Annotated in this window: 23 protein-coding genes and 3 pseudogenes; 12 read left to right on the top strand and 14 right to left on the bottom strand. The window is 69.3% G+C overall.

From position 1 onward, the window contains the following. Position 1 precedes the first annotated feature (1 nt). Positions 2 to 178, bottom strand: coding sequence for a DUF397 domain-containing protein (locus tag AB0I77_RS35645; RefSeq protein WP_363286925.1), 177 nt, complete (start codon positions 176 to 178; stop codon positions 2 to 4). 11 nt (positions 179 to 189) lie between these two features. Beyond that, positions 190 to 1,044 (bottom strand): helix-turn-helix transcriptional regulator, encoded by an 855-nt coding sequence (locus AB0I77_RS35640; RefSeq protein ID WP_363286924.1) that lies wholly within the window; start codon positions 1,042 to 1,044, stop codon positions 190 to 192. A gap of 87 nt (positions 1,045 to 1,131) precedes the next feature. Between AB0I77_RS35640 and AB0I77_RS35635 the strand changes: the two genes are divergently transcribed. Continuing rightward, positions 1,132 to 1,746, top strand: a complete 615-nt coding sequence (locus tag AB0I77_RS35635) for an ATP-binding protein (RefSeq protein WP_363286923.1) — start codon at positions 1,132 to 1,134, stop codon at positions 1,744 to 1,746. Positions 1,747 to 2,356: 610 nt separating this feature from the next. On the opposite strand, the gene AB0I77_RS35630 is transcribed toward AB0I77_RS35635, so the two are convergent. From AB0I77_RS35630 to AB0I77_RS35620, 3 genes and pseudogenes are all read right to left on the bottom strand, one after another. Next, entirely contained in the window at positions 2,357 to 3,889 is a 1,533-nt protein-coding gene (locus tag AB0I77_RS35630; protein WP_363286922.1) for an MFS transporter, read from the bottom strand. A 234-nt stretch (positions 3,890 to 4,123) separates the two neighbouring features. Then, positions 4,124 to 4,400: pseudogene (locus tag AB0I77_RS35625) on the bottom strand (TetR/AcrR family transcriptional regulator); the annotation flags it as partial. A gap of 22 nt (positions 4,401 to 4,422) precedes the next feature. Then, the gene (locus tag AB0I77_RS35620; RefSeq protein WP_363286921.1) at positions 4,423 to 5,238 is read right to left on the bottom strand and encodes an oxidoreductase; all 816 of its coding nucleotides are present in this window, start codon (positions 5,236 to 5,238) and stop codon (positions 4,423 to 4,425) included. A gap of 193 nt (positions 5,239 to 5,431) precedes the next feature. Between AB0I77_RS35620 and AB0I77_RS35615 the strand changes: the two are divergent. Then, positions 5,432 to 6,291 (top strand): annotated as a pseudogene (locus tag AB0I77_RS35615) (bifunctional GNAT family N-acetyltransferase/NUDIX hydrolase); the annotation flags it as partial. Here AB0I77_RS35615 and AB0I77_RS35610 read toward each other — a convergent pair. Beyond that, positions 6,284 to 6,883, bottom strand: coding sequence for a TetR/AcrR family transcriptional regulator (locus AB0I77_RS35610; protein WP_363286920.1), 600 nt, complete (start codon positions 6,881 to 6,883; stop codon positions 6,284 to 6,286). The pseudogene AB0I77_RS35615 and the gene AB0I77_RS35610 overlap by 8 nt on opposite strands. Before the next feature lie 122 nt (positions 6,884 to 7,005). Between AB0I77_RS35610 and AB0I77_RS35605 the strand changes: the two genes are divergently transcribed. Next, positions 7,006 to 7,923 (top strand): alpha/beta fold hydrolase, encoded by a 918-nt coding sequence (locus tag AB0I77_RS35605; RefSeq protein WP_363286919.1) that lies wholly within the window; start codon positions 7,006 to 7,008, stop codon positions 7,921 to 7,923. Position 7,924: 1 nt separating this feature from the next. Here the strand turns inward: AB0I77_RS35605 and AB0I77_RS35600 are convergent, their stop codons facing one another. Continuing rightward, the gene (locus AB0I77_RS35600; protein ID WP_363286918.1) at positions 7,925 to 9,337 is read right to left on the bottom strand and encodes a M1 family metallopeptidase; all 1,413 of its coding nucleotides are present in this window, start codon (positions 9,335 to 9,337) and stop codon (positions 7,925 to 7,927) included. A gap of 41 nt (positions 9,338 to 9,378) precedes the next feature. On the opposite strand from AB0I77_RS35600, the gene AB0I77_RS35595 reads away from it, so the two are divergent. Beyond that, positions 9,379 to 9,879, top strand: coding sequence for a hypothetical protein (locus AB0I77_RS35595; RefSeq protein ID WP_363286916.1), 501 nt, complete (start codon positions 9,379 to 9,381; stop codon positions 9,877 to 9,879). A 30-nt stretch (positions 9,880 to 9,909) separates the two neighbouring features. Here the strand turns inward: AB0I77_RS35595 and AB0I77_RS35590 are convergent, their stop codons facing one another. Then, positions 9,910 to 10,578 (bottom strand): pentapeptide repeat-containing protein, encoded by a 669-nt coding sequence (locus AB0I77_RS35590; RefSeq protein ID WP_363286915.1) that lies wholly within the window; start codon positions 10,576 to 10,578, stop codon positions 9,910 to 9,912. Positions 10,579 to 10,734: 156 nt separating this feature from the next. Between AB0I77_RS35590 and AB0I77_RS35585 the strand changes: the two genes are divergently transcribed. The 3 genes from AB0I77_RS35585 to AB0I77_RS35575 all read left to right on the top strand — a co-directional run bounded on the left by AB0I77_RS35585 (position 10,735) and on the right by AB0I77_RS35575 (position 14,532). Next, positions 10,735 to 11,895, top strand: a complete 1,161-nt coding sequence (locus AB0I77_RS35585) for an FAD-dependent oxidoreductase (protein WP_363286914.1) — start codon at positions 10,735 to 10,737, stop codon at positions 11,893 to 11,895. Between the two features lie 85 nt (positions 11,896 to 11,980). Then, positions 11,981 to 12,970, top strand: coding sequence for a zinc-binding dehydrogenase (locus AB0I77_RS35580; RefSeq protein ID WP_363286913.1), 990 nt, complete (start codon positions 11,981 to 11,983; stop codon positions 12,968 to 12,970). A 56-nt stretch (positions 12,971 to 13,026) separates the two neighbouring features. After that, positions 13,027 to 14,532: an MFS transporter gene (locus AB0I77_RS35575; RefSeq protein WP_363286912.1), complete on the top strand. Its 1,506-nt coding sequence runs from the start codon at positions 13,027 to 13,029 to the stop codon at positions 14,530 to 14,532. Positions 14,533 to 14,568: 36 nt separating this feature from the next. Here AB0I77_RS35575 and AB0I77_RS35570 read toward each other — a convergent pair. Further along, positions 14,569 to 14,868, bottom strand: a pseudogene (locus tag AB0I77_RS35570) (rhomboid-like protein); the annotation flags it as partial. On the opposite strand from AB0I77_RS35570, the gene AB0I77_RS35565 reads away from it, so the two are divergent. Both AB0I77_RS35565 and AB0I77_RS35560 read left to right on the top strand, forming a co-directional pair. Beyond that, complete coding sequence (locus AB0I77_RS35565; RefSeq protein WP_363286911.1) at positions 14,858 to 15,745, top strand: aminoglycoside phosphotransferase family protein; 888 nt, start codon at positions 14,858 to 14,860, stop codon at positions 15,743 to 15,745. The pseudogene AB0I77_RS35570 and the gene AB0I77_RS35565 overlap by 11 nt on opposite strands. A gap of 9 nt (positions 15,746 to 15,754) precedes the next feature. Further along, positions 15,755 to 16,234 carry a GNAT family N-acetyltransferase gene (locus AB0I77_RS35560; RefSeq protein WP_363286910.1) on the top strand — a complete coding sequence of 160 codons (480 nt, stop codon included), beginning with the start codon at positions 15,755 to 15,757 and terminating at the stop codon, positions 16,232 to 16,234. Between the two features lie 66 nt (positions 16,235 to 16,300). Here AB0I77_RS35560 and AB0I77_RS35555 read toward each other — a convergent pair whose 3' ends face one another. Together AB0I77_RS35555 and AB0I77_RS35550 are read right to left on the bottom strand one after the other, a co-directional pair. Then, complete coding sequence (locus AB0I77_RS35555) at positions 16,301 to 17,011, bottom strand: hypothetical protein (RefSeq protein WP_363286909.1); 711 nt, start codon at positions 17,009 to 17,011, stop codon at positions 16,301 to 16,303. Between the two features lie 129 nt (positions 17,012 to 17,140). After that, a complete protein-coding gene (locus AB0I77_RS35550) occupies positions 17,141 to 18,046 on the bottom strand; it encodes an oxidoreductase (protein WP_363286908.1) in 906 nt (301 codons plus the stop codon). Between the two features lie 237 nt (positions 18,047 to 18,283). On the opposite strand from AB0I77_RS35550, the gene AB0I77_RS35545 reads away from it, so the two are divergent. Both AB0I77_RS35545 and AB0I77_RS35540 read left to right on the top strand, forming a co-directional pair. Next, on the top strand, positions 18,284 to 19,369 hold the full coding sequence (locus tag AB0I77_RS35545) for a DUF4037 domain-containing protein (protein WP_363286907.1): 1,086 nt from the start codon (positions 18,284 to 18,286) through the stop codon (positions 19,367 to 19,369). Between the two features lie 77 nt (positions 19,370 to 19,446). Continuing rightward, positions 19,447 to 20,499, top strand: coding sequence for a DUF6215 domain-containing protein (locus tag AB0I77_RS35540; RefSeq protein ID WP_363286906.1), 1,053 nt, complete (start codon positions 19,447 to 19,449; stop codon positions 20,497 to 20,499). A 42-nt stretch (positions 20,500 to 20,541) separates the two neighbouring features. On the opposite strand, the gene AB0I77_RS35535 is transcribed toward AB0I77_RS35540, so the two are convergent. Further along, positions 20,542 to 20,727, bottom strand: coding sequence for a hypothetical protein (locus AB0I77_RS35535; protein ID WP_363286904.1), 186 nt, complete (start codon positions 20,725 to 20,727; stop codon positions 20,542 to 20,544). A gap of 355 nt (positions 20,728 to 21,082) precedes the next feature. Here AB0I77_RS35535 and AB0I77_RS35530 point away from each other — a divergent pair, with 355 nt between their 5' ends. Next, positions 21,083 to 22,051 (top strand): LysR family transcriptional regulator, encoded by a 969-nt coding sequence (locus AB0I77_RS35530; protein WP_363286903.1) that lies wholly within the window; start codon positions 21,083 to 21,085, stop codon positions 22,049 to 22,051. Positions 22,052 to 22,197: 146 nt separating this feature from the next. Here the strand turns inward: AB0I77_RS35530 and AB0I77_RS35525 are convergent, their stop codons facing one another. Together AB0I77_RS35525 and AB0I77_RS35520 are read right to left on the bottom strand one after the other, a co-directional pair. Then, positions 22,198 to 25,989 (bottom strand): ABC transporter ATP-binding protein, encoded by a 3,792-nt coding sequence (locus AB0I77_RS35525; protein WP_363286902.1) that lies wholly within the window; start codon positions 25,987 to 25,989, stop codon positions 22,198 to 22,200. Positions 25,990 to 26,039: 50 nt separating this feature from the next. Next, entirely contained in the window at positions 26,040 to 26,657 is a 618-nt protein-coding gene (locus tag AB0I77_RS35520; RefSeq protein WP_363286901.1) for a TetR/AcrR family transcriptional regulator, read from the bottom strand. Between the last annotated feature and the right edge of the window lie 6 nt (positions 26,658 to 26,663).

Genomic DNA, 26,663 nt, shown 5'->3' with positions numbered 1-26,663 from the left:
TCTACGGCTTGGCCTTCAGGGCGCCGAGCAGGGCTCGGAGTCGGGCCGCCGTGACGGCGATGACTATGTCCGGGATGTCGCTTTCGCGGATCAGGATCTGGCCCTTGTGGTGGGCGAGTTCGACACAGTTCTCAGCCTCCACTCCCGAGAAGGACGACTTCTGCCACTGCACGGACATACCGGAACCTCTCACAGTTCTCTTGCGATCTGCTGGATGAGCTGCCGGGACTCCGGCTCGCCCAACGAAGACTGCTCGGCGATGTCGAGCAGTCCCGCGAACCGTTTGAGTTGGGCAGCCGCGGTGATGAAGTAGCCGCCCACGGGACTGTCCATCTGAACCGTGTCGAGTTGTGGCACAACTCCCCTCGCGTACAGCAGGGGATATGTCGCCTCGATGAACTCCTCACAGGTGAACGGGATGACCCGAACCGTCACCGTCGGCCGCTCCGAGGCTTCGAGCAGGTACTCGAGTTGCCCCTTGGCGACCTTGCGCCCCCCGAAGCGCATGCGCAGCGCTGCTTCGTGGACGACGGCCAGGAACGGGGGCGGCGCATCCCTCTCGAAGATGCTCCGACGCTTCATGCGGAACTCCACCCGCACATCCACCTCCTCGGCGGGAAGTGCTGGTGTGTAACTGCGGTGGATCGCCCGGATGTAGTCCTCGGTCTGGAGGATGCCCGGCACGTTCATCGCCTGGACGCTACGCAAGTACGTGGCGTGGTACTCAAGTTCGGCGATGTTCAGGAAGCCAGGCACGAGCACGCCTCGGTACGCATCCCACCACCCCTGTCCCCTCGACTCCCGGGCGATGACACACAACGCCTCGACCAGATCGGCGTCGTCGCACGCGTAGAACACCGCCAGCCGCCGGAGCCGCTCCTCACTGACGCCGATGCGGCCCGCCTCGATGTGGCTGATCTTGGCTTGGTCGGTCGAGAGCAGGCCGGCGACCTCTCGGGCTGTCTTACCTGCGGATTCCCTCAACTTCCGTAGTTCCGCGCCCAGTCGGATCTGTCGAGCCGTGGGGTTGTCTCTCAGTGGCATGGTTCCGTTCCTTTCGGCGTCTGAGTCTGCCGCCTCGCGGCAAGCCGGGTCCACTCACTCGGGTGAACCTCGGTGACAACCTTGCCCATGGGCAAGGTTGTCACTACCTTCGAATCGGCAACGCGCCACACACCAGTAAGACCACAGTGCAGCCGCCCCACCCGGGAGGGCAGCCGAGCCAAGGCGGTGTGCGGCACGCCCCCCCATCACGTACCGCCGACCAGGAAGATCCCGCATGGACTCCGCCGCACTCACCAAACACCCGCCGCCCTCGACCGCCTACGAACCCCCAACTCCACATCCAGCCCAAAGATCTGCCGCGACACGGTCGCCCTCCTCCTTAAAGCCACCGGCCACCCCGAACTCGTAGAAACCGCACGCCTGTTGGTGTCCGAGATCGTGACGAACGTCAGCCTCCACACCACCTCCCTCGCCGTCCGCCTCGAAGCGGTGATCCGGCACGATCGCGTACTCGTCTCCGTGTACGACGACGATCCGGGCGCCGACCCCTGCCCGAGGGTCACGGACGGGCAATCCGAGAACGGCCGCGGCTTACTGCTCCTCGCCGGGTTCGCCCATGACTGGGGCGTGACGTGGACCGACGGGATCCCGACCTCCGGCAAACGCGTCTGGTTCGAGCTCTGCACTGGCCGAGTGGGACGCGCAGAGCGTGGCGCTGGAGCGGGCCGGGGGGCATCGTGAGCCGGCGGGTGCGGTTTCCCGCGCCGGAGGATCTGCCGCCGGAGCCGGAGGCTGTCCCGGCGGTGGGTCCGGTGGTGTTCACCGCGGCCTTCTCCGGCGGGGTCGAGCGGTGCTATGACTTCTCCGCGCTGGCGTGCCCTCGGCTGGTGCGGCAATTGGCCCGGGCGCTGGCGGGATTTGGCCGCCCGGTACGGAAAGTCCAGCACCACGCCATATCTGCGGATGCAGCAGGTGGTGAAGTTGTTGCGGCTCTTCCAGGAGGAACACCCGGCCAGGCTGGGCTCGGCGATGCAGGCCCGGCTGGGTTTCACCGCGGTGCAGGTCGGCCAGGGCCGTGGTCGGCCGCTGGACGCCTATCCCGATGTGTCCTTCGGTTCGGGCCGCTTGAGGTGCCGTCGGCTCCGCGCAGGTTATCCGTGTCCAGGGCCTGTCATGGCGAGCCCTGGGGGTCCGAACACGGGTCAGCCCCGGCTCCGTCGCTCTCGGAGCCGGGGTTGACCCTGCATCGTGTACGGCGAGGCGTCCCCACCCCGCGCCGTACACGAAGTACGGGAAGTATCCGAAGTGATCGCAGTACCCGAAGTACCGGGCGTACCCGGTGTACGGGCCGTCAGTGGGCCATCACCAAGATCTTCGCCTCACCCTCGGCACCCTCACCGGAGGCCGGACCGATTTCCGGCTTGCCGGTGTTGATGAAGGTCGCGGCGATCACCGCGGCGAGGACCAGGATGCCGACGGCGAACCAGATGGCGTTGGTGTACCCGTGCACCTGGCCCTCCAGCTGGACCAGCTGCTGCTGGGCCTTCGAGCCGGCGCCGCCGATGTGGTCCTTGATGTACGCGGTCGTCGCCGAGGCGGCGATCGTGTTCAGCAGGGCCGTACCGATCGCGCCGCCCACCTGCTGCGAGGTGTTGACCATCGCGGAGGCGACACCGGAGTCACGCGGCTCGACACCGTGCGTGGACAGGGAGAGGGCGGGCATGAACGCCGTACCCATGCCGAGGCCCAGCAGCACCAGCCCCGGCAGGATGACGCCGGCGTACGAGGTGCCGATCTCCAGCTGGGTGAGGATCAGCATGCCGGTCGCGGCGAGCAGGAAGCCCGGAGCCATCAGCAGGCGCGGGGGAACCCGGGTTATCAGGCGGGTGCCGATCTGCGTGGAGCCCACCATCAGGCCGCCGATCAACGGCAGGAAGGCGAGGCCGGTCTTGACCGGCGAGTAGCCCAGCACGAGCTGGAGGTAGTAGGTCAGGAAGAGGAACAGGCCGAACAACGCGATGATCGCGAGGCCCAGGGAGAGGTAGACGCCTCCGCGGTTGCGCTCGGTGATGACGCGCAGCGGCAGCAGCGGTGCCTTGACCCTGGACTCGACGAGGGCGAACGCGGCGAGCAGCACGACCGACGCGACGAACAGGCCAACCGTCGTGGAGTCGCCCCAGCCGTCGGACTCGGCGCGGGTGAAGGCGTAGACCAGCGTGACCAGACCGAGGATGGACAGGACGACGCCCGGGATGTCGAGCGGCGAACGGTTGCGGCTGCCGGCCGGCTCACGGATGACGAAGTACGCGCCCGCCGCCGCGATGACCGCGAACGGGATGTTCACGAAGAACGTCCAGCGCCAGTCCAGGTACTCGGTGAGCACACCGCCGAGGATGAAGCCCACGGCGCCGCCGCCACCGGCGATCGCACCGTAGATGCCGAACGCCTTGGCACGCTCCTTGGGCTCCGTGAACATCACGGCGAGCAGGGAGAGCGCGGCGGGCGCGAGCAGTGCGCCGAAGGCACCCTGGAGGGCGCGGGCGCCGAGCATCGTCGCCTCGTTGGTGGCCGCCCCGCCGAGCGCGGAGGCGGCGGCGAAGCCGATCAGACCGGCGACGAAGGTGCGCTTGCGGCCCCACAGGTCCGCGATGCGACCGCCGAAGAGCAGCAGACCGCCGAAGGCCAGCGCGTAGGCCGTGATGACCCATTGCCGGTTGCCGTCGGATATGCCCAGGTCCTGCTGTGCGGACGGAAGGGCGATGTTCACGATGGTCGCGTCGAGGACGACCATCAGCTGGGCGAGCGCGATGAATGTCAGCGCTTTCCAGCGGTTGGCATGGGAGTCGGCTGCCGCCTTGGCGGTGGCCTGAGCTGTTTCGGACATGGGGATACCCACTTCGGGACTTCGTGGCGAAAAACGATGAGGAAGTTCAGAGGGACAAAGCCGGAGATGGAGATCGAGGCAGCGAGACGCCGGGACATCGAGCCAGGGACAGGGACGGCTCGTCATCGTCGACGGCCGAAAGCGTTGTACGAGGTGGTTACTGGTGACGACTACTGACCGGCGCCGAGCGCCGAGCGCCGAACTGGTCGATATCTATCTGACCGACCGGATCAGTCACGCTCGTCGCATGTCCTCCACGGTCACGGCTGATCCGGGCAGCACGGAGCGGGCGGGTGCCCGCAGACCGTCCAGGAACATCTGCAGATGACGGTGCACGAAGCGGTCGATGCCCTCGCACTCGGTGCCTGTCAGCGGCCGGGTGAGCTGGCTGACGGCGACCATCAGATCGCCGCACTCCACATCGGGGCGCAACTGCCCGGCCTCTCGGGCGGCGCTGCATCATCTGCCCGACCAGTTCCATCAGCCGTTCGCGTGCGACGAACAGATCGGGGACGGTTCACTGTCTGCAGATCTCAGCCGGGGAGCTTGTTGCTCTTGCGGATCTGTCCGTCGAAGACCTTGGCGGGAAGGATACGGTGCGCCGTGCTGACGAGCCGGGCTTGCCGGCCGGCGGTGTACCGCACCTTCGGCTTGGAGTCGGTGGCGGCCTCGACGATCGCCTTCGCGACGACGGAGGGCTCGTCGCCCTCCTCGTTGACGGCCAACGCCACCTGGTCGGCGATGCGCCGCTGCTCCGCGTAGATCTGCATGGGCATGTCGGGCGCGACGGTGTTCGCCTCGAACGCGGATTTGGTACCGCCCGGCTGGACGATCAGGGCCCGGACCCCGTGCTCGCGGATCTCGTGGTCCAGGGACTCGGTATACCCCTCGAGCGCGTGCTTGGACGCCGAGTAGTTCGCCATGTAGGGCGCGGGGAGGAACCCGAGGACGGATGAGATGTTGATGATGCGCCCGCTTCCCTGGGCGCGCATGTGCGGGAGAACGGCCTTGGTCATGCGCATCACACCGAAGACGTTGGTGTTGAAGAGGCGCTCGGCCTGCGCGAGAGAGTTTTCCTCCCACGCGCCCGAGGAGCCGATGCCCGCGTTGTTGACGAGAACGTCGATCCGCCCGAACCGCTCGATCACCTGCTTGACCGCGGCAGCGACCGAATCGTCGCTGCCCACGTCGAGGGCGAGGAACGTCACGCCGTCACGACGGTCGGCTCCCGACGTCTTCCGGCTCGTTCCCACCGTCTCGAAACCAGCTGCGGCGAGCGCGAGGGCTGCCGCCTTTCCGATACCGGTGGACGCACCTGTCACGAGTGCCACCGGCCGAGTTGTCGCCATCACGAGCTCCCTTGCTTTGGAGTACGTCCATATGGTCGTACGTTCGTATGTCTTACGTTCGTACGACCATACGGGGGTCGTCGGCCGATGGCAAGTGGCCGCGTCCGGCGATTCGAGAAGGATCCGGGAAACGTGGGGTGCGCCGCCCGTACAGGTCACATAACGCCATACGTGACGATGCCAACGGCTGGCGGAGCAGGTGGCGGCCGCGCTGGCCGAGGAGGCGGGGGACCCGGGGGCGGAGGTGCTGCCGGCCCGCTGCGAGGGGCGCCTGGTCGGGATCGCGATCACCCTCGACCGGCATCCCGACCCGGTCGACCCGGACCCGTGGATCGGCTTGCTCATGGTGGCTGCGGGCATGCAACGACAGGGCTACGGACGCCAGTTGGCCGCCCTCGTCGAGGACCGCTTCCGCGCCACTGGTCGCACCGCCGTACGCCTCGCCGTCGCGGACGACAATCCCCAGGGCCTCGCCTTCTGGACGGCCCTCGGCTACGAGACCTACGAAGCCCACGAAGCCTACGAAGCCCACGAAGCCCAGGAGGCCATCGCCCACCGCACGGACCCCCAAAGCACCCACCCCTGCACAGTCCTGCGCAAGCCCCTACGCACTCCTCGCCGCGCCGCCCGCGTCGCCGTACTCGCCCCCGACGGCTCGGTCTTCCTCTTCAGCTACCACAACGACGAGGTCGGCGTGCACTGGGCGCTGCCCGGTGGCGGGCTGGAGGCGGGCGAGAGCCCCCGCGAGGGCGCCCTGCGCGAACTGCGTGAGGAGACCGGCGGACGGACCTCGAACCGGGTCCCCTGCTGTGCACGTGGGAGCACGAGTTCACCCGCTTCGACATCCCCATCCGCCAGCACGAGCGCATCTACGTCACCCACGGCCCCCACCGCCCCCCGACCGGCGCCCACCTGACCGCCGTCCACACCGAGGAGGGCATCCTCGCCTGGCGCTGGTGGACCCGGGAGGAACTCGCCGAGTCCCCCGAGCCGGTGTGGCCGCCCGGACTGGCGCGGATGCTGGACGAGTTGGGCCAGGCCGGCCCTACCTGAAGATCCCGTCCAGACGGTGTTCCAGAACCGCCGCGGCCGACTCCGCGCTGCGCTGGCCGACCAGGATGCCCGTGCCGAGGCCCGCCGACATGGCGAGCAGGCCGGACGCCTCCAGTCGCGGGTCCACGCCGGGCCGGAGAAGGTCCGCCTTCTGTGCCTGCCCGAGGAGTTCGGTGACGGCGTCCTCGGCGGCGTCGGGGTCCTTGATGAAGGGCTGGGCGGCGAGCGTGGGGTCGCTCATGGAGAGGACGGCGTACGAGGTGTAGACGAAGTGGAAGGTGCGGCTCTCCTCGTCGGTGGGCAGGGCCGCCATCAGCAGCGCCTCGATCCCGGCGCGCGGTCCGGGACTGTTCCCGGCGTCCCGGATTCGGGCGGCGACCCGCTCCCCGAACCGCTCCGTCAAGTGCCGCAGCCCGAAGAGCAGCAGCTTCTCCTTGGTCTCGAAGTAGTACTGCACCAGCCGCAGTGACACGCCCGCCTCCGCCGCCACATCGCGCATCCCCACGGCATGCAGCCCCCGCCGCCCGGCGACCCGGACAAGCGCCTCGGCGATCTCGGTACGCCGTTCCGCATGGTCCACGCGCTTGGGCATCGGCCACCTCTCCGCTCGTCGTGTCCGCTGGTACGACCCGCACCGGGATCCTTGATGATACAGCCGTACCAACATCATGGTACGTTCGTATCACGAAATCGAGATACCGCGAGATATCGGAGGTGGCCGTGTCCGAGACCACTGCCCGCACCCAGCCCGACGTCGGCCGCTACGTGAGCGACGCCTGGCGCGACCGCCACTTCGCTGCCTGCGACGCGGTCTACGCCCTGGGCGCCCGCGCGCTCGCGGAACAGGACGTGGAGACCAGCTTCGGCACCACCCACGTCTACCGCTACGGCCCCGCCGACCCGGCCGCCCAGACCCGCACCCCCGTCGTCCTGGTGCACGGAGCGGGCTCCTGCTCCGCCATGTGGTACCCGAACACTCCCGCCCTCAGCGCCGACCGGCCCGTCTACGCCCTCGACACCCCGGGCGACCCCGGGCGCAGCGTGCAGCGCGAACCCATCCACCAGCCCGAACGCGCCGCGCAGTGGCTGGACGAGACGCTCGCCGGGCTGGGACTCGACCGTGTCCACCTCGTCGGCTCCTCCTACGGCGGCTGGCTCGCCCTGAACGAGGCACACCGCAGGCCCGGCCGCCTCGCCTCGGTCACGCTGCTCGACCCCGGCGGGCTGGAAAAGGTGGGCCTGCGCTTCTTCGTCTGGATCTTCGCCAGCCTCTTCGCGACCTTCGCGCCCAAGGCCCTGCGCCCGCGGCTGGCGGCCTGGCTGGAACAGCCGGTGCTCGTCGTGCCGGAACTGCTCACGCTGATCAGGACGGCCGGCCGTGCCTACCGCATCCGCCGCCCGTCTCCCCTGCCCCTGTCCGAGGACGAGCTGTCCACCATCCGCACCCCGCTCTACCTCGTGCTCGGCAAGCGCAGCCTCCTCGTGCACCCGCAGCGGCAAGTGGAGCGCGTGCCCCGCCTGATACCGGGCGCCCGGGCCGAGATCATCTCGGGCACCGGCCACGGGCCGCAGATCGACCACGCGGAGGAGATCAACCGCCGGATGCTGGACTTCATGGAGACGGTCGAGTGACTCAGTCGGACGCCGGCTTCCCGTCCCGGTACAGCCACTCCTCCCAGATCCCGTCGAAGTCCTTGCCGGGCGCCCGTTCCTCCACGTACGTCGTGAAGTCGTCCGTGTCCGCGTTGCCGTGGCGGTGGAGGGCGGCCCAGTCGCGGAGCAGTGCGCGGAAGGCGGTGTCGCCGACCGTCTGCCGGAGCTTGTGGAGGACCATCGCGCCCCGCTGGTACACAGGGCTGCCGGAGATGTGCGCGGCGCTCGTCGGCCTCGCGGGCGGGAAGGTCCAGAGGTCGTCGTAGGTCTCCTCGCCGTGGTCGTACAGGGCGTCGAAGATCTCCTGGGCGCTGTCGCCGCCGTGGTCCTCCTGCCACAGCCACTCCGCGTAGGTGGCGAAGCCCTCGTTGAGCCACATGTCCCGCCAGGTCTTCGGCGTGACCGAGTTGCCGTACCACTGGTGGGCGAGTTCGTGGACGAGGGTCCCGGTGTCGGGCACGCCGGGGAAGACGGGGCGGCTTTGGGTCTCCAGGGCGTAGCCGGCGTCCGTGTCTCGGTCGACGATCGCTCCGGTGGAGGAGAAGGGGTACGGGCCGAAGGTGTCCTCGGCCCACTTCATGATCGCGGGGATCCTGGCAAGGACCTGCCGGCTCTCCTCGGTCCGCGTCGGGTCCACGGCGACGTACACGGGCAGCCCGTCCGCGGTGGCGGAGCGGCGGATGTCGTAGTCGCCGATCGCGAGTGTGGCGACGTAACTCGCCATGGGCTGTGCGGTGTGCCAGGTGTAGGTCGTACGGCCCCCGGTGGTCGTCTCGCCCGCCAACTCCCCGTTCGAGACCGCCCGCAGCCCCTCCGGGACGGTGATCGTGAGGTCGTACGACGCCTTGTCGGAGGGGTGGTGGTTGCCGGGGAACCACGCCATCGAACCCGTCGGCTCGCCGAGCGCGAGCGCCCCGTCGGCGGTGGGCAGCCAGCCCTCCTCGGTGCCGTCCGGGTCGGTGATCGTCTGCGGGGTGCCGGAGTAGCGGACGGTGGTGTGGAAGACCTCTCCCTCGTCCAGGTCGTCGTGCGGGCGGACGGTCAGCTCCTGGCCGGTGCGGCTCCAGCGGGCGTCCTCGCCGTCCACGGTGATCTTGCCGACGTCCAGGCCCTTGAGGTCGAGGTGGAAGGCGGAGAGGTCCTGGGTGGCGCGGGCGGTGATCGTCGCGCGGCCGGTGAGCCGGCGGGTGTCGGGGGCGTAGGCGAGTGTCAGGTCGTAGTGCGTGACGTCGTAGCCGCCGTTGCCCGCCTTCGGGAAGTACGGGTCGCGCACCCCGGAGCCGCCGGGGGTGCTCTCGGCTCCTCCCCCGCCGCACGCGGTCGCGGTCAGGGCGAGGGCGATGGCTACGGCTACGGAGACGCGGGCCGGGACGACGGGGGCGGATCGGGACACGCCAGCGATCCTATGAGGACCCGCGTGACACCATCGGCTACGTGCTCGACATCGGCTACGCCCTCTCCAACCGCTTCCCGGACCCCCCGCAGACGGACTACCGCCACGCGGACGTCCACACCCTGCGCCACGACCTGTTCTGCGGCGACGTCTACCTCGCCGACACGAAGGCGGACCGGGAGCTGTCCACGGCCTGGGGATGGGTGCCGGTGCTCGACTTCGCGTGGGCGCTGTGCGACATCGTCGAGCGGATCGACCGGGACCCGGCGGGCTCCCGCGCCGCCCGCCCCCAGCGCGCGGAACTGGACTTCACCGAGTCGACCGACCGCATGCTCTTCGAGCGCCGCTTCGGCTGGGTGGACATCGAGGCGGACTGGATGCCTGCGGAGGAGCCCCCGCTGTCCTTCTCCCACGCCGAACTCCGCCGCGAAGCCCGTGACTTCCTGCACGACCTGATCGCCGACCTCGTCGACCTGCACGACGACCTGGGCGAAAACCCGGCGATCTGGACCTTGCAGGCCCGCTTTCCGAGGGTGCGCTGACCTTCCCCCTGACACCTGCCCCCTCACCCCTCACCCCTCCACCCGAACCCCGATCTCCGCCGCCAGCACCGGTGCCAGATCCATCAGTTGCCCCGTACTGATCACCGCCCCCGCCAGCCGGTCCACCCCCCGCGCGATCTCCAGTGACGCGGCCCCGCGCAGATCGACGTCCACCAGCGTGGCCCCGCTGAGATCCACCCCCTTCAGCGCACAGTCCACGAACTCCACCCGCTCCAGCCGGGCGCCCCCGAAGTCCGGCTCGACCAGGACGCAGCTCTCGAAGACGACGTCTCTGAGCCGGGACGTGCGCAGGTTCAGGTAGTCGATCTTGCCGCCGCGGATCAGGACGCGCTCCAGGACCGCTCCGTGCAGCTGGACCCCGCCGAGCCGGGCGTCGATCACCTCGACATCGCGCAGGCTCGCCTCGGCGAGGTTCGTGCCCACGCCCCGGATACCGGTGAGGACCGAGTCCAGGACGCGCGCCCGCTGCAACCGCGTCCGGTCCAGTGCGCACCCCGTCAGCGCGCAGTCCATGAAACGGGCGCCCCCGCCGTTCTGCTCGGCGAAATCCGCCTCCCGGAACTCCAGCCCGTCGTAATCCCCGTCAGGCTCCAACTCCCCTCCGCCGTACGGCTCCAGCGGAGGCAAGCGCACCTCCGGCCGCCGCGCTCCCCGTACACCCGTCTTTCTGTTCGCCATGCCCCCATGCTGCACCCCGCCACTGACAATCGCCCTGACCTGCACAAACAGTCGCCATGTCACATTCCGGGGCCTTCGATCAGTCGTACAAAACAGAAAACAGAAAACCGAGAACCGAGAGACGAGAGACGACTCCGACAAGAGGGAGCCCTCACCATGCACCGCATCACCGTCATCGGCGGCGGCTTCGCCGGACTGACCGCCGCCATCACCGCCGCCGAGGCGGGCGCCAAGGTCACCGTCCACGAGGCGCATCACACCCTCGGCGGGCGCGCGCGGACCGCCGAGGGGCCGTACCGGACGAACGAGGGGCCGCACGCCCTCTACAGCGGCGGACCGCACTGGACCTGGCTCCAGCAGCGCGGTCTGATCGGGCCGCTCGCGCCCCTCCCCCCGCTGGAAGCGGCCCGGCTGCGGCTCCGGCACAAGGGCGTCCTGCGTCGCACCCCGCCCTTCGCCCTGCTCAAGCTGCTGCGCCGCAGCTCCCGACAGGCGCCCGTCGACGTCGACTTCATGACCTGGGCCACCGGGCAGGCGGGCGAGGAGGGCGCCCGTGCCGCCGCGCACTACTCCGCCGTCGCCCTCTTCCATCACGACCCCGGCGCCCTGTCCGCCGCGTTCGTGCAGGAACGGCTGCGCCGCGCCACCAAGCTCCCGCCCGAGGCGCACTATCCGCGCGGCGGCTGGGCCAGTCTCATCGACCGGATGGCCGCCCGGGCGTGGAATCTCGGCGTCCGTATGGAGACGCTGTCCCGGGTCGACACGCTCCCCACCGACACCCCGGTCGTCGTCGCCACCTCCCTCGGCGCCGCCCGCCGCCTCCTCGGCGACGACTCGCTGACCTGGGCGAGCGGCCGTACCGCCCTCATCGACCTCGCCGTGCGGACCAGGCGCGGGGACGCCTTCGCCGTCTCCGACCTGGACTCCCCCGGCTGGATCGAGCGGTTCACGGCCCAGGACCGCTCCCTCGCCCCCGCCGGCGAGCAGCTCATCCAGGGACAGATCCCGATCGCCCCGCACGAGACGCGGGCCGACGGCATCGCCCGCGCCGAGCAACTCCTCGACCTCGCCTTCGAGGGCTGGCGCGAGCGCGTCACCTGGCGGCGAGAGACCGTCGCGAACGGCCGTACCGGCGCCGTCGACCTGCCGGGCACGAGCTGGCGCGACCGGCCCGCCGTCGACCGCGGAGACGGCGTCTATCTCGCGGGCGACCAGGTCGCCGCCCCGGGCGTCCTGTCCGAGGTCTCCTTCGACAGCGCCCTCACCGCGGTCTCGCTCGCCCTCGGCCGGAACGCCCTTGACCTCAAGCGCGCTTGAGGTTGAAAAGTGGGGTTCCTACGAGCGATGGCCAACTGACCGATGACCAACTGACCGATCACCGATGACCTAATTGGAGCCCTCCATGCACGCCATCCGTCTGCACACCTTCGGCCCCGCCGAGAACCTCACCCACGAACAGGTCGAGGACCCGCAGCCCGGCCCCGGCCAGGTCCGTATCGCCGTCAGAGCCGCCGGTGTCCACCTCCTGGACACCGCCCTGCGCGAGGGCATGCGGGGCCCCCTGCCCCAGCCGCCGACCCTGCCCACGATCCCCGGCCGCGAGGTCGCCGGCGTGGTCGAGTCGCTCGGCGAGGCGACCGCCGGCCTCTGGCTCGGCAAGCGCGTCGTCGCCCACCTCGGCTTCGCCCCGGGCGGTTACGCCGAACTCGCCGTCACCGACGTCGACCGCGTCCACGAGATACCGGAGAACCTCGACTACGCCCAGGCCGTCGCCATGATCGGCACGGGCCGTACGACGATGGGGATCCTCCAGTTCGCCGAGCTCGGCCCCGACTCGGTCGCCGTCGTCCCGGCCGCCGCCGGCGGGATCGGCACCCTGCTCGTGCAGTACGCCAAGAACGCGGGCGCCACCGTCATCGGCCTCGCCGGCGGGCCCGGCAAGACGGCCCGGGTGCAGGCGAACGGCGCCGACCTCGCCGTCGACTACAAGGACCCGGCCTGGCCGGAGAAGGTCCGCGCATACCTCGGCGGCCGGCCCGCGACCGTCGTCTTCGACGGCGTCGGCGGCGAGGTAGCCCGCGAAGCCACCGCCCTGCTCGGACCCGGCGGCAAGCACGGCAAGCACATTGTCTTCGGCTGGTCCGGCGAGGGCCTGCACGACGGCGAGCCCTACCTCGTCGACGGCGTGTCCGAGCAGGTCCTCGGCCCCGTGATGATGCGGAAGGCCGGCGGCCCCAACCCCGTACGCACCCTCGAACTGCGCGCCCTCACCGAGGCCGCCGCGGGCCGCCTCAGGCCCGCCGTCCAGCGCTTCCCGCTCGCCGAGGCGGCCGCCGCGCACCGGGCCCTTCAGACCCGTGGAACGACCGGAAAGGTGGTCCTGGAACCATGACCGAGCGGCCTTCCAGCAGGGATGCGGAACATCCCGATTCATGGTCTTCTGGCGGGATGAGTGTCACACGGACAGGCGAACCAGAAAGCCCCGTGAACACCGACCCGCGTCGCTGGTGGGGCCTGGTCGTCATCGCCCTCGCACAGCTGATGGTCGTCCTCGACGCGACCATCGTGAACATCGCGCTCCCGTCCGCACAGCAGGACCTGGGCATATCCGACGGCAACCGCCAATGGGTCATCACCGCCTACACCCTCGCCTTCGGCGGCCTCCTCCTGCTCGGCGGGCGCATCGCCGACCTGGTCGGCCGCAAACGCACCTTCGTCATCGGCCTCGTCGGCTTCGCCGCCGCCTCCGCACTGGGCGGCGCGGCCACGAACTCGGCCATGCTCTTCGGCGCCCGCGCCCTCCAGGGCGTCTTCGCCGCCGTACTCGCCCCCTCCGCGCTCTCCTTGCTGACGACCACGTTCACCGACCCCAAGGAACGCGGAAAGGCCTTCGGCATCTACGGCGCCCTCGCGGGCAGCGGCGCCGCGATCGGCTTCATCGTCGGCGGCCTGCTCACCGAGTACCTGAACTGGCGCTGGTGCCTGTACGTCAACGTCCCGATCGCCGTCATCGCCGTCATCGGGGCCTTCGTCCTGCTGCACGACCGTCCCGGCCACGGCGGCACCGCCCGCCTCGACGTCCCCGGCGTCCTGCTCGGCTGCGGCGGCCTGGTCGCGATCGTCTACGGATTCAGCGAGGCCCAGCCCCGCGGCTGGACCGACGCGCTGGTCCTGACCCTGTTCGCGGCAGGCGCCGTACTGCTCACGGCCTTCGTGTGGTGGCAGGCCCGGGCGCCCATGCCCCTGCTCCCCCTGCACATCGTCAAGGACCGCAACCGCGCCGGCTGCTTCCTGACCATGGGCCTCGCCGTCATCGGCATGTTCGGCCTGTTCCTGTTCATGACCTACTACCTCCAGGTCATCCTCGGCTACTCCCCCGTGAAGACAGGCCTGGCCTTCCTCCCGCTCACCGCCGCGATCGTCATCGGCTCCACGCAGATCTCCGCCCGGCTGCTGAACCACACGGCACCCCGCATGCTGATGGTCCCCGGCATGCTCCTCGCCTCCAGCGGCATGGTGATCCTCACCCGGATGACGGTGCACAGCGAGTACGCCACCGAGATCCTGCCCGCCCTGATCCTGATGGGCCTCGGCATGGGCCTGACCTTCATGCCGGTCTTCTCCACCGCCACCGCCGGCGTCGCCCCGCAGGACTCCGGCGTCACCTCGGCGACCGTCAACACCGCCCAGCAGGTGGGCGGTTCCATCGGCACGGCCCTGCTCAACACCATCGCCACCACCAGCGGCACGGCCTACGTCACCGCCCATCTCACCAACCCCGCCGGGCGCGCCCTGGTGGTGAGGGAGGGCATCGTCCACGGCTACACGGTCGCCCTCTGGTGGGCCGCCGGCATCATGCTGCTGGCGGGCCTGACAGCGGGCCTGATGGTCACGACGAAGCCCCCGAAGAGGGGCACACCGGCGGAGACACCGGTACCGGAATCAGTGGCCTGAGCGGGAATCCGCAGCCGCCCTCACCAACGGATCACACCCGTCCCGTGCCATCGCGCCGGCGATCAGCACCCGCTCCGGATCGTGCGACAGCTCATGGATGTTGGTCGACCGCTGCCGCAGGAACTCCGCCTCGAACTCCGGCGACATCTGATGCATCGCCACGGTCGTCACGAACAGGATCCCCAGCCAGACATAGGTGCCGGAGGCGCCGCGGACGTACATCCACACCCTGTGGAAACCCCGGCCGACCCAGCCACCCCGGTCGCTCCAGCCACCCCGGTTAATTCGCATGAGCAGATTCACGCACGCCGGTAGGGTCCGATTCGTGATCGACATTCCGGAGGAACTGGCCGCATCGCAGGAGAAGTTCAACGGAGCGGTGGGGCGCGCCTTCATCTCCGGACTGCCGCAGCTGATCGCCGAGTTCCTGGAACGCTGGGAGCTGACGGTCGACGGCCGGCCCATGCACGGAGTCTCCGCCCTGGTCCTGCCCGTCCTGCGGCGCGACGGCACACCGGCCGTCCTCAAACTGCAAGTCCTCGACGAGGAGAGCGAAGGCGAGCCGGTCGCCCTGCGCATCTGGAACGGCGACGGAGCGGTACGCCTCCTCGACCACGACCAGGCCACCGGCACCATGCTCCTGGAACGCCTCGACCCGGCCCGCATGCTGTCGTACGTCCCCGACACCCGCGAAGTCGTCCTGGTCATCGCCCACTTGCTGGCCCACCTCACCGCCGTACCGGCCCCGCCGGGCATGCGCCGCCTCGGCGACATCGCACACGCCATGCTGGACCAGACCCCCTGGGCGTTGGACCGCATCCCCGACCCGGAAGCCCGCCGCCTGGTCGCCGACTGCGCCGCCGCCGTACGCGAAGTCGTCCACGAACCCGGCGACCGCCTCCTCCACTGGGACCTCCACTACGAGAACGTCCTGGCCGCCGACCGCGCCCCCTGGCTCGCCATCGACCCCAAACCCCTCGCCGGCGACCCCGGCTTCGACCTGTGGCCCGCCCTCGACAACCGCTTCGACGCCGACGAGATCACCTGGCGCTTCGACGCCATGACCGACGTCCTCGGCCTGGACCGCGCCCGCACCCGCGCCTGGACCCTGGGCCGCCTCCTCCAGAACAGCCTGTGGGACATCGAGGACGACCGCCCCCTGAACCCCCGCCAGCTGGAAATCGCCAAACGTCTGAGGGACCACAGAAGCTAGCCTCCCCCCATGATCCGCACCGCCACCCCCGCCGACATCCCCGCCCTCCACACCCTGATCCGCGAACTGGCGGACTACGAAAAGTCCCTGGCCGAAGCGAAGGCCACCCCGCACCAACTCCACGAGGCCCTCTTCGGCGCCCACCCGGCCGCCTACGCCCACCTCGCCGTGGACGACACCACACACGAACCCGTCGGCTATGCCATCTGGTTCCTCAACTTCTCCACCTGGCGCGGCGTCCACGGCATCCACCTCGAAGACCTCTACGTCCGCCCCACCGCCCGCGGCACCGGCCACGGCAAGGCCCTCCTCACCGAACTGGCCCGCATCTGCGTGGACCGCGGCTACGCCCGCCTGGAATGGTCCGTCCTCAACTGGAACACCCCGTCCATCGCCTTCTACGACTCCCTCGGCGCCCACCCGCAGGACGACTGGACGGCGTACCGGCTGACGGACGAGGCGCTGACCAGGCTCGGAGCGGGCCGATAGGCCTTGTTCGGCTTCGCGGAAGCCGGCCCACTGGGTCTCGGGGCCAGGCTGCCTGCAGGGTCCCGGTCAGCCGTGCAGCCAGATCCGCAGCGGGCCGACCGGCTCGAAGCCATGGCGCACGGCGACCGCCAGGTCATCGCCGTGCTCATAGCCGACCACCGGCACAGTGGGAAACAGCCAGTGCACAGCGTCCAGTACGACCGGCCAGGCCACGTCAGGGCCCCCGTCCAGCGAGAAGACGTTGGAAATTCCGACCACCCGGTCGCTGAGGCTCGCCACCGCTCCGGCGACCACCCCGCCATCGGCGGAGCGCCCGCAGAGCACGAACGTGGCGGGGTCATCGAGCAGTTCGGGCCGGAAGAGGTCCGCATTGCCGTCCCCGTCGTCCCAGGCCAGCGCCCATGCGCGCAGCGTGTCCGGGGCCCCCGCCACGTCCCAGGCGAGATCCGACGCGGTGGCGGGCGCACTCGCCGGGCGGTGGATCCACTGCGCCTCGAACAGCACCTGGAAGCCGGCCGCCGTGAGGTCCAGGTCGGCGAAGCTGTCCTTGACGGAGGCGCCGGGCGCGGTGGTGTCGATGCGGGACACCAGCGCGGCCGGGCCGGCGCCCGACACCAGCGTCACCGCGTCGGGGTAGTACAGCGGCGTGCGGACCGGGGCGGCCCACGCCTCATCCCCGAACGAGCCCGCCAAGCCGTGCGATCGGCTCATCACCGCACACCACTCGGCGTTGTTTCGGGCGGCGGCCCGGGCCAGGAGTTGCTTTGGCGTCGTCACGAGTGCGGATCATGGCTCGTCGGGGCCCGGCTGGTCGAACGCTTTTCCGCTGCCCGGCCGCGGCCCTCGCCCCACTCGGTCCGGTTCGCAACGGACTGGGAAAGTTCACCGAGCATCGCGAGCAGAGTCTCAGTCGGTGCCCTCATCCGGCTTGTCGAGGAGAGCCAATTCCTCTTCGGTCAGGCGCAGGCTTCCGGCGGCGATGTTCTCCGCGAGGTGTGCCGGGTTCCTGGTGCCGGGAATGGCCAGCACGTGCGGACCGCGGTGGAGGGTCCAGGCGAGCCGTACCTGGGCCGGCGTCGCACGGTGGGCGTCGGCGACGGAGTGGACCCGCGCATCGTGCTCCTGGCCTGCGGCCGCCTCCCGCCGCAGGCCGGAGACCGCGAAGAACGGGACGAAGGCGATGCCCTGCTCCCCGCACAGGTCCACCAGCCCGCTCTCATCGGCACGGCGCCAGTCCAGGCCGTAGGAGTTCTGCACGCAGACCACGGGCGCGATCTTCTGGGCCGCGAGCACGTGCTCAGGCAGGACACCGGAGAGCCCGAGATGCCGGACCAGGCCGGCCTCGCGCAGATCGGCGAGGGCGCCGAAGTGCTCGGCGATCGAGGCCGTGCGGGGGCCGCCGGCGCGCAGGTTCACCACGTCCAGGCAGTCCCGGCCGAGCTGGCGCAGGTTCTCCTCGACCTGGCCACGCAACTGGTCGGGGCGGACCGTGTCAAGCCACTCGCCGGAGGGATCACGCCCCGGGCCGACCTTGGTCACCACGACCACGTCGCCGGACCAGGACGAGAGGGCTCGGTTGATGAGCTCGTTCGCGGACCTCAGTGGTGAGAAGTAGAAAGAGGCCGTATCGATGTGGTTGACCCCCTCCTCGAACGCGCTGTGCAGCAGGCCGACGGCGACATCGCGGTCAATCGGTGTGCCGTCGGAGTTGCCCATCATGCCGTTGCCCGTCAGGCGCATCGCGCCGTAGCCGATGCGATTCACCTCCAGGTCCCCGAGCTTCCAGGTCCCTGCTGCCGCTGCTGCGCTCACCGTGCTCCTTCACCCGTCGGTTCGTCAGGTCCCGGAGTATGGGGCCGTCACAGTGTGCTGCGACAGCTCAACGGGCTGGGCGAAACGTCACGTCCCTGTCGGGAACCAACCAACGCCGCAGGGCCGTTGGACCTGGCAAGAGAGCACTCGTGAAGGTGTCCGGCATGACCCCTCACTGAACGGGCACGGCTCATTGTCATGAGCCTCACCCATACGCGTACTCCCGATGGACCCCATATGCCCGCCTTCATCCCCGGCCTCGAACTCTCCCGCCGCTTCTACACCGATGCCGTACGCCCCCTGCTGGAGGAAGCCGCCCCCGGCATCCCCCACTCCGCCGCCCGCCTGGGCAGCGGCTCCGAAGTGCTCGGCTTCGACACCGAACGCTCGGCGGACCACGAATGGGGCCCACGCCTCCAGGTCTTCCTCCGCTCCCGGGACGTCTCCCGCCACTCGGGACGCATCAGACACCTGCTCGCCGAGCACCTCCCGAAGACCTTTCACGGCTACCCCACCCACTTCGCCCCGACCGGCGACGGCGACGTCCGCGTCATGCGGCCCACCCAGGGCCCCGTCCACCACCGCGTCGAAGTCACCCACGTCTCCTCCTGGTTCACCGCCACGCTCGGCTTCGACCCGACCTCCCCCATCACCACCGCCGACTGGCTCGCCACCCCCACCCAACTCCTCGCCGAGGCCACCGGCGGCGCCGTCTTCCACGACGGCCTCCACGTACTCACCCCCGCCCGCACCGCCCTGCGCTGGTACCCCCACGACCTCTGGCTCCACATCCTGGCCTGCCAGTGGACCCGCATCTCCCACGAAGAGGCCTTCGTCGGCCGCTGCGGCGAGGTCGGCGACGAACTCGGCTCCGCCGTCGTCGCCGCCCGCCTGGTCCGCGACCTGATGCGCCTGTGCCTCCTCATGGACCGCCGCTACCCGCCGTACAGCAAATGGCTCGGCAGCGCCTTCGCCCGCACCTCGGCGGGCGACCGCCTCACCCCGTCTCTGAGGGCGGCCCTGGCGGCCACGGACTGGAGGACCCGGGAAGAGCACCTTTCGACGGCCTACGAGACGGTCGCCGCCCTGCACAACGACCTCTCCCTGACGGACAGGATCGACCCGACGACCCGCCCGTACCACACCAGACCTTTCCGGGTCTTACGAGCGGAACGGTTCGCCCGGGCCCTCACCGCCCGCATCTCCGACCGGACGATCCGGGAGCTGCCGATGACCGGGACGGTGGACCAGTTCGTGGACAGTACGGAGGTGCTGGGGCGGGCGGAGACGGCTCGGGAAGTGGGCCGGAAGGGCATCGGATAGCCCACGCCAGAAGCACGGCAAGGGGAACTGTGGCTTCCACCACGGCGGATGTGGTCTGGTCCTGGTGAGATCACCGGATGCTCGGTTTCCTCCTCCGTCTCCTGCCGTTCTGGGTCCGCGAGCCCCTGCTCATCGCGGTCGGGTCCGTTTTCGGCGTACGCATCATGTATCTCGCCGTCCGCGATCACGATCGGGTCGCGGCCGGTCTCGGCGTGGTGTTCCTCGTGTTCACCGCAATACGCGTCTACGTGGTGGTCCGGGCCCTGCGCACACGCCGGAACCGGAACCCGAGTCCGGCAGCCTCCGCGGACGAGGCGGCGGTCGATGCTGCCGCCCAAGCCCAAGCCCAAGCCCAAGCCCAAGCCCAAGCCCAGACCCAAGCCCAGGTCCAGGCGGCAACTGGGGCGCACCCCGGCCCGGGCACTCCGGAGAAGGAGCACAACGCATGGGGCCAGGCCGTCGCGGCCGTGGCCGTGTTCGGGGCACTCGGGGCCGCGCTGTGGCTGGGCCCACGCATGATGCCGTCCGACGACAGCACCGCTCAGCCCGCCTCGTGTTCGGGCGAGGCACACGAGGAGCTGCCGAAGGCGTACAAGCAGACGCCCCGGCCCGTGACCGGTGAGGAGCTGTGCAAGGCGCTCAACCGGCCAGAGCTGGCCCAGCTCCTTGGAACGCCCGAAGAGACCGCGACCACTGCTTCCGGCACCAGCAACACCGCTCCCCTGACTGATGGGAAGGTTGCCCAACCGGAGGCCGAGGTCACGTTCGAGACGTACACCGTGAATGTCTCGGCCACTTACAACAAGCTGTCGACCGACCAGTACGTGAAGCTGATGAAGTTCGGGGACGAGAAGGACATCAAGACGCTTACGGTTCTCGGCAGGCCCGCGGTCCTCTCCTCGGATCACACCATGAAGTTCGAGATCGATCTCGGGAGCGGCGGATCCGGCGGACCGGTCGAAGAAGGTCCCCTGGCCAGGACGCTGTCGATGGCCCTCGAACGTGATGACCGGGGCGGCTACTACGAAATCACCGTGTGGAGCACGTCCGGAGCCCTCCCGGACGACAGCGCTCTCCTCGACATCGCTGAGAACGTTCTTGCGACGATCCCCGAACGGCCTGTCCGCTGATCCTGTTCGAGGAGCTGGAGCGTGTCTTTCGGGTCAATTGGTTCAGGTGGCGCTCGAGGGCGGCGTTCTCGGCGAGGACGCCTTGGACCGAGTCGCCCGGGGTGGTCTGTTGAGAGCGCGCTCGTTGCCGACGAGAGCGCGGGCGTCGGGGTTCTCGTAGGAGAAGGTGGCGGACACTCCGGCGTGGGCGGTGTGAGCGGCGGCGATCGTCTGTCGTTCCGTAGGCATCAGCAGGCGATCAGCTCATGGATCCCGAGGACGGGGGCGAGGACAGCGAGTGGGCCGTGTACGCGTGGGCAAGCCGGCGGGCCGCGCAACCGAGCGGCAGACGAACCTCCGCTGGTTCCTACCGGACACGCACCGGTCCACGGCCTGCGGGCGCACCGAGGCGACGGCTCCACCAGGCGTCCAGCTTTCGCCTCGTGTCGTTGGCGATCACCGGCTCCCTGGCCCGAGGCCTCGGACGCCTCGCAGGGGACGACCGCCTAGCGCGACGTCAGGCCCACGCTCCATCGGACTGCCGATAGAAGCTCCGATGTCAGCTATCGGAACCCCAATGTGAACGATCGATACGATGGCTGACATGAAGAACCGGACGCCCGACACCGCCGAGACCGCGGCCGGTGCCGGTGCCGGTGCCGGCAGGCGGCTCCCGGCGCACGCCGACCTCAACCTGCTGCGCACCTTCCTGGCGGTCTACCGCGCCGGCACCTTCACCGCCGCCGCGCCCGTGCTCGGGCTGTCCCAGCCCACGGTGACCGCGCAGATCCGCACCCTGGAGCAGCAGACCGGCCGAGAGTTGTTCACCCGGCTGCCGCGCGGCGTGGAACCCACCCCGCTCGCCCACGAACTCGCCGCCCAGACAGCGGGCCCGCTCGACGCGCTCGCCGCCCTCGAAGGCGGCGGCCCGCTGGCCGGACCCGCCACACCCGTACACCTCGCCGGCCCGTCGGAACTGCTGTGCGTGCGCGTCCTGCCCGCCCTGGCACACCTCGCCGCCGGCGGCGTCCAGTTGCGCGTCGCCCAAGGGCTGCCCGAACCGCTGCTGGAAGAGCTGCGGGCCGGCCGCCATGACCTGGTCATCGCCACCCGGCGCCCCCGCGGCCGCGCCCTGGAGTCGGTGCCCCTCGCCGACGAGGAGTACCTGCTGGTCGCCGCCCCCACCTGGGCCGAGCGCATCGCCGCGCACCCGCAGGCAGACGATCTGTGCGCCGCCCTGCGCGAGGTCCCGCTGGTCACCTACGCCGAGGACCTGCCCATCGTGCGGCGTTACTGGCGGACCGTCTTCGGCAAGCAGCTCACCAGCCGCGCCGCGGTCACCGTGCCCAATCTGTACGCGGTCCTGTCCGCGGTCAACGCCGGTGCCGGTGTCAGCGTGCTGCCCCGCTCACTGTGCCAGGAACACCTCGACTCCGGCCGGCTCGCCCTCCTGCACGAATCGGAGGAACCGCCCCTGAACACCCTCTTCCTCGTCCAGCGGCCCGGCACCGACGCCAACCCCGACGTCATCCGAGTGCGCGACACCCTCCAGCACGCCGCCCGCGACTGGTAGCGGGCAGCCGTACAGGGCGCACGCCGAAGCTGTCCGTACGCAGCCACCGACGCCACGGCCCCACGGCGGGTTATCCATGCTGTTGGAGCCCCCTGTGCGGCTCGAACAAAATAGACGACCCTGTCCGAGCTCGGTAAACGCAAAGCCTACGTTTCGAGCGCGGTATGCGCTCTGGCGTGGCCGGCCGTTTCGAACGCCTCCCACATCGAGGCGTACTTACCGCCCTCGGCGAGCAACTCCTCGTGCGACCCGGACTCGATGATCCGGCCGCCATCGAGCACGACGATCCGGTCCGCGGTCCGAGCCGTTTGTAGGCGGTGCGCGATCACGATCGTGGTCCGGCCGTGCGAGACGCGCTGCATCGCCGCTGCGACCCGAGCCTCGGTGGCGAGGTCGAGGTTGGAGGTGGCCTCGTCCAGCAAGAGCAGGACGGGGTCGACCAGCTCGGCCCTGGCCAGTGCGATGAGCTGGCGCTGCCCGGCCGACAGGGACCGGCCACGTTCAGCCAGCTCGTGCAGATAGCCGCCGGGCAGCCCGGCGATGAAGTCGTGGGCACCAACCGCCCACGCCGCCGCCTCGACCTCGGCGTCGCCGGCACTGGGCCGACCGTAGGCGATGTTGTCGCGGACCGACCCGGTGAACAGGAAGGCTTCTTGCGGCACGTAGCCGAGCCGGCGCCGGTACGACAGCAGGTCGAGTGCTCGGAGATCATGGCCATCGACGCGGATGGCACCCTCGCCTGGATCGTAGAACCGTGCCACTAGCTTCATGATTGTCGACTTGCCCGCGCCTGTCTCGCCGACGAGCGCGACTGTCTCGCCAGCCGCGATACACAGGCTGACACCGCGCAATGCCTCGGGTGGCTTGGTCGCCAGGGCGCCGGGGCTCTGGCGACTGTGGAGGTCTTGCGGGCCGCCGCGTTCCTGGGCGGATCCACGCCGAGTTGCCACCGTCAGGTAGGAGAAGTGCACGTCGTCGATGACCACTTCACCGGACATCTGACCCGTTTCCTTGGGGTACTCGGGGTTTGGGGTGAGCGTGTCCATCTTCATGAGGTCAGCGATACGGTTCACTGAAATCCGAGTCTGCTGCCACGAGTCGAAGACCTGCGAAAGCTGTTGGACGGGTGAGAAGAACAGGTCGACGTAGAGGACGAACGCGATCAGTGCGCCCAAAGTCAGGTGCCCGGACGTGACCATCCCAGCTCCCATGCCTAGGACAACGACAACGGCAGCGCTCGGGAGGAACTGCACGAACAGGAAATAAGCAAGCATCAGCCGTTGGGCCGAGAGCCGGGCGACGATGTAGTCGTGGCCGAGTCGATGGTACTGGGCCTTGGTGACCTCCTCATGGACGAAGGCCTGCGCTTCGCGTACCCCGGACAGACTCTCCTGGAAGTCGGCGTTGACGACAGCGATCCGTTCCCTGGCCTGGTCGTAGAGAAGGGCGCCCCGTCGCCGGTACAGCCCGGTCGCCAGGGCGAGCGGTAGGACGACGAGAAGCATGGCGGCTGCCAGTTCGGGGTTGAGTACGAACAGCGCGGTACCCACGCCGACGAAAGTGACCAGCGAGACAATCGCGGACAGCACGCCGTTCTCGATCAGCGACTGGAACCGATTGACGTCGGTGGTCATCCGAGTCATGGTTCGCCCGGCCATCTCGCCCTCGTAGTAGTCGAGGGACAGCCGCTGCAGCTGGGCCCAGATCCGGATCCGCAGGGAGAGCATGATGCGCTGGGCAGCCTTACCGGTCACGAACGTGCCGCCGATCTCATCAATCATGCCGGCCAGGGCCACCATGAGGTAGATGCCCGATGCGGTGAACAGGGCGACCTCGGATCCGGCCGTCACGCCGCTGTTGATGCCATTCTTGATCAGATACGGGCCGGCCAGCGAGGCGAGCGCGTCGAGGACGACCAGGAGCAGGCCGAGCAGGAGCGGGCGGCGGAATTCCGACAGGAGTCGGCCCAGGCCGAACGAAGGGTCCCGGCGTGACTCGGTCTCGAGGTCGACGGCCGGAATATCGCGTACCGGCTTGAGTGCCGCCACGTGGCCCAGCAGTTCGGGAGGAGCGTCCACGTTGCTGCGCCGGCCACGGCCGCCGTCGCCCTGGCCGGGCTGACGCTTCTCGTTCGACGCCGTGGCGGTCGTGCCGGTGGCGGAAGGGGATGCCAGTGCCTCGATCCCGCCGTCGGCCGCGTCGCTGTCGAGCCCCCCGCTGATCAGTGTTCGGTAGAGGGCGTTGCGCTCCATCAGCTCGTCGTGGGTGCCGGTATCAACGACTTGGCCATGGCGCATGACGACGATCTGGTCCGCGAGGTGCAGGGTCGAGCGGCGGTGCGCGACCAGGATCGTGGTCCGCCCGGCCATCACCTTGCGCAGGGCGTCGTGGATGGCGGCCTCGGTGGAGGCGTCTACCGCGCTGGTCGCGTCGTCGAGGATCAGGACCCTGGGGTCGTACAGCAGCGCCCGGGCCAGGGCCACCCGCTGACGCTGCCCGCCCGACAGGCTCTGTCCCCGCTCGCCCACCACGGTGTCGTAGCCACGGGGCAGGTCCATGATGAAGTCGTGAGCACCTGCGGCGCGTGCCGCCTGCTCGATGTCGGCGTCACTGGCGCCAGGGCGCCCGTAGGCGATGTTGTCCCGAACGGAATAGGAGAAGAGGAAGCTCTCCTCGAACGCCACGCCGACCTGGCTGCGCAGGGAGTGCAGCGTCACGTCCCGTACGTTGTGGCCGTCTACGAGCACAGCACCCTGCTGCGGGTCATAGATGCGCGACACCAGCGCCACTGCGGTCGACTTGCCGCTCCCGCTCGGGCCGACGATGGCGACGCGCGACCCGGCCGGGATGTGCAGGTCGAGGCCGTGCAGCAGTTCGGCGCCTTCTTCATAGGAGAAGTGGACACCGGAGAAGGTGATCTCGCCGCGGAGAGCCGGCAGTTCTATCGCGTCGGGCGCGTCGGCGATGGCGGGGCGCAGGTCAATGAGCTGGAAGATGCGTTCGGCACCGGCCCTGGCCTGCTGCGCGATGACGGGGAGACGGGCCAACCGTCCGGCGGGGGGAACGAGTTGGGCAATGTAGGTGGAGAAGGCCAGGAACGTGCCCACCGTGATCTCGTGGCGCAGTGCCATCCAGCCGCCGAAGGCCAGGATGGCGACCTGCCCGAAGACCGGAACAGCCTGCAGGACCGGCTGGTAACGGGCCTGCAGTCGAACCAAACGCATCTGCGAACCGTAGAGGGCCCGCGAGGCCTCGGTGACCCGCTTGAGTTCCTGCTCCTCCCGGCCGAAAGCCTTGACGACCCGAACGCCGTTGAGGTCCTCGTCGACGATCTGGACGACGTCGCCCACGCGCTGCTGGGCGTCCCACGTGGCGGGGAACACCTTCCAGCGCATCCTGTAGGAGACACCGAGCACCATGGGCACGATGGCGATGCTGACGATAGCCAGCAAGGGGGACAGGAAGAGCATCACCCCGACCGACAGCACCACCCGCAGGGCGTCGCTGCTCAGGAACGGGAAGTAGTTGAGCAGTCCCTGGACCAGGGTGGTATCGGAATTGGCTCGCCCGACGAGCTGGCCCGTCGGCATACGGTCGAGATTCTCCGCGTCCATGGACTGAAGGCGGTCGTGCATGGCATTCCGCAGGTCGCACTCGACTTCAAGGGCAAGGCGAGCACCGGACAGACGGCGGAGAAATTCGAAGCTGACCGTAGCGGCGCCGAGCGCTGCTACCAGGGCCAGCCACGGCCATAACGCCGACCCGTGGGTGAGTATGACGCCGTCGATGATCTGCCGCACGACCAGGGGGGTGGTGATCATGCAGATGCTACCGAGAACCGCGCCGAGCAGTGAAAGCATCATTGTCTTGCGGTGCCGGAGCATGTGAGCCCGCAGGCGTCGAACCCATCCTGGCACGGCCGAGGATCCTGTGGTCATCGATTCTCGCTTTGTCTGGCGACGCGGTCGCGATGGGTGGGGGGGTGTATTTACGCGCCGCCCCGTGGGCGAATACCGCGCAGGAAGACTGCAGTGATCCAGTCGGCGTGAGTCTTGAGAAATGTGGAGTCGTGGGAGAAGTCGGGGTCGAGAAGTGCAGGCAATTGGAGGCCGGCCACTGCGGTTCGAATGAACAACGTGGCGTGAGCGTTCAGTTCTGGCACGGAGTAGCCATGCTGGGCGGCGTCCTCGCCAAGGATCGCGGATACCGCGTTGATGACGGGGTGGACGCCAAAGTCGTTCACCATCCATAACGGCTCTGGTATGCGGTCGCGCTCCGTGATCAGCATCCGGAGAAAGGCCAGGCGCCCGGGCTCGGTCATGGATTCCAAGAGAAACAGGGCGACCCGTGAAAGTTTTTCCTCGGTATCGTTGGCTGATCCGAGCAGCGCTTGGTCGAATCCGAGACTCACCTTGGACGCGCTCCGCCGGACCACCGCGTGAAACAGTTCGAGCTTGTCACGGAAGTACGCATAGACCGTGGTCTTCGAGACACCGGCCCGAGTGGCGATCTCGTTCATGGAGGTCCTGTCGAAGCCGACGGCTAGAAACACCTCCGCTGCCGCATCGAGCAGGAAGGAGGGCTGGTCGCTCGTGGTCCTGTTCACGCTATC

Origin of the sequence: Streptomyces sp. NPDC050619 (assembly GCF_040654815.1) — a bacterium.
Lineage (GTDB): Bacteria > Actinomycetota > Actinomycetes > Streptomycetales > Streptomycetaceae > Streptomyces.
The sequence above is the reverse complement of the archived record's forward strand: the minus strand, read 5'-3'. Positions and strand labels throughout refer to the sequence as shown.